Here is a 1,563-nt window from a genome sequence, read left to right on the forward strand (position 1 = left end):
ACCTCTAATGAAGGATGGAAAATGCATTGGAGTTGTTGGTCACGGTAAAAAACTTGAAATTTATTCCATGTATCATTTTGAAAATAACATTCATCCAGAGTCATTAACTTTTGGCAAACCAACTGATTTATTTACCGACAGAGAGTTCGATATAGTGTTTTTTGCACTGCAATCACTAAGCGCTAAAGATATAGCTAAGAAATTAGGCATTTCATATAGAACGGTACAAAGCAGGCTACATATCATTTACCAAAAAATAGGGATAAATTCATTAGGCCAGTTAAAAGAATATTGCAGGGGTAAGGGATATGATAATTATGCTCCCACCCGATTTATTAACCCAAATCCCTATATACCTCTAGTATAACAATGAACCGCACTGTTATCATCACTATGCTATTAGGGTTCTGCCTGGCAGAACCTTACACCTTGTTTCTCTCGCATTCCATCCAGCATATTTCATATTGCAATTATTCATTAAAAACATAATTAATAATAAAAATTTTACACAATATAGAATATTAGCATATGGAAGATAATTACAGGAAACTGCTCCTCTGTAAAATCATCCGCACCAAATAGGTACCAAAAAACTCATAAATATAATTATCCATTGTGTCGCAAAAGTGATAATTTTACATGGGAGTTTTTACAGTTTAATCATGATAGGTGAAATTATGAAAAATGACACTATGAGTTTCTCTGTAAACAAAGATCTGGATGTTTATTCAAAAAGCTTTGATGCCTTTATTTCATATATGGAAAACAGCAACGATTTTTGGGTTATAAAAGATAACGAATCTCGATTTGTCTATGCAAATGACATTATGCTTTATTACAGTGGCCTTCCCAAGGGTTTCAACATAGAAGGTAGGCTTGATAGTGAATGTCCAGCACCGTGGTCTGAATTTGAAGATGTTATACAAGCTAATGATAAAAACGTAATGACGAGTCAAAAAACCATTCCGGTACTAAATACCTTCATTTATGGCGGAAGAGAAAAAATAATCCAACCATTCCTAGTCGATATTATACCTCTAATGAAGGATGGAAAATGCATTGGAGTTGTTGGTCACGGTAAAAAACTTGAAATTTATTCCATGTACCATTTCGAAAACAATAGGTATCCTGACTCATTAACTTTTGGAACACCAACTGATTTATTTACTGATAGAGAGTTCGATATAGTGTTTTTTGCGTTGCAATCACTAAGCGCTAAAGATATAGCTAAAAAATTAGGTATTTCATATAGAACAGTACAAAGCAGGCTACATATCATTTATCAGAAAATAGGGATAAATTCATTAAGCCAGTTAAAAGAATATTGTAGAGGTAAAGGGTATGATAACTATGCTCCTACCAGATGTATTAACCCCAATCCCTATATACCTCTAGTATAACAATAAATCACACCGTTATCGTCACTATGCTATTAGGGTTCTGCCTGGCAGAACCTTACACCTTGTTTCTCTCGCATTCCATCCAGCATATTTCATATTGCAATTATTCATTAAAAACATAATTAATAATAAAAATTTTACACAATATAGAATATTAGCATAT

The 1,563-nt window shown here is 33.0% G+C and carries 2 protein-coding genes; both read left to right on the forward strand.

Annotated features, from left to right (window positions below):
* On the forward strand, nucleotides 1-367 hold a 367-nt coding region (locus EAE91_RS11400), incomplete at its 5' end, for a helix-turn-helix transcriptional regulator (protein ID WP_214088609.1).
* A gap of 310 nt (nucleotides 368-677) precedes the next feature.
* The gene (locus EAE91_RS11405) at nucleotides 678-1,400 is read left to right on the forward strand and encodes a helix-turn-helix transcriptional regulator (protein WP_214088610.1); all 723 of its coding nucleotides are present in this window, start codon (nucleotides 678-680) and stop codon (nucleotides 1,398-1,400) included.
* The last annotated feature ends 163 nt before the right edge of the window (nucleotides 1,401-1,563 follow it).

The organism is Photorhabdus noenieputensis (assembly GCF_018448935.1).
Taxonomy (GTDB): domain Bacteria; phylum Pseudomonadota; class Gammaproteobacteria; order Enterobacterales; family Enterobacteriaceae; genus Photorhabdus; species Photorhabdus noenieputensis.

Coding starts and splice junctions, on each gene's coding strand:
- EAE91_RS11405 (WP_214088610.1), top strand. CDS start 678: ATGAAAAATGACACTATGAGTTTCTCTGTAAACAAAGATCTGGATGTT.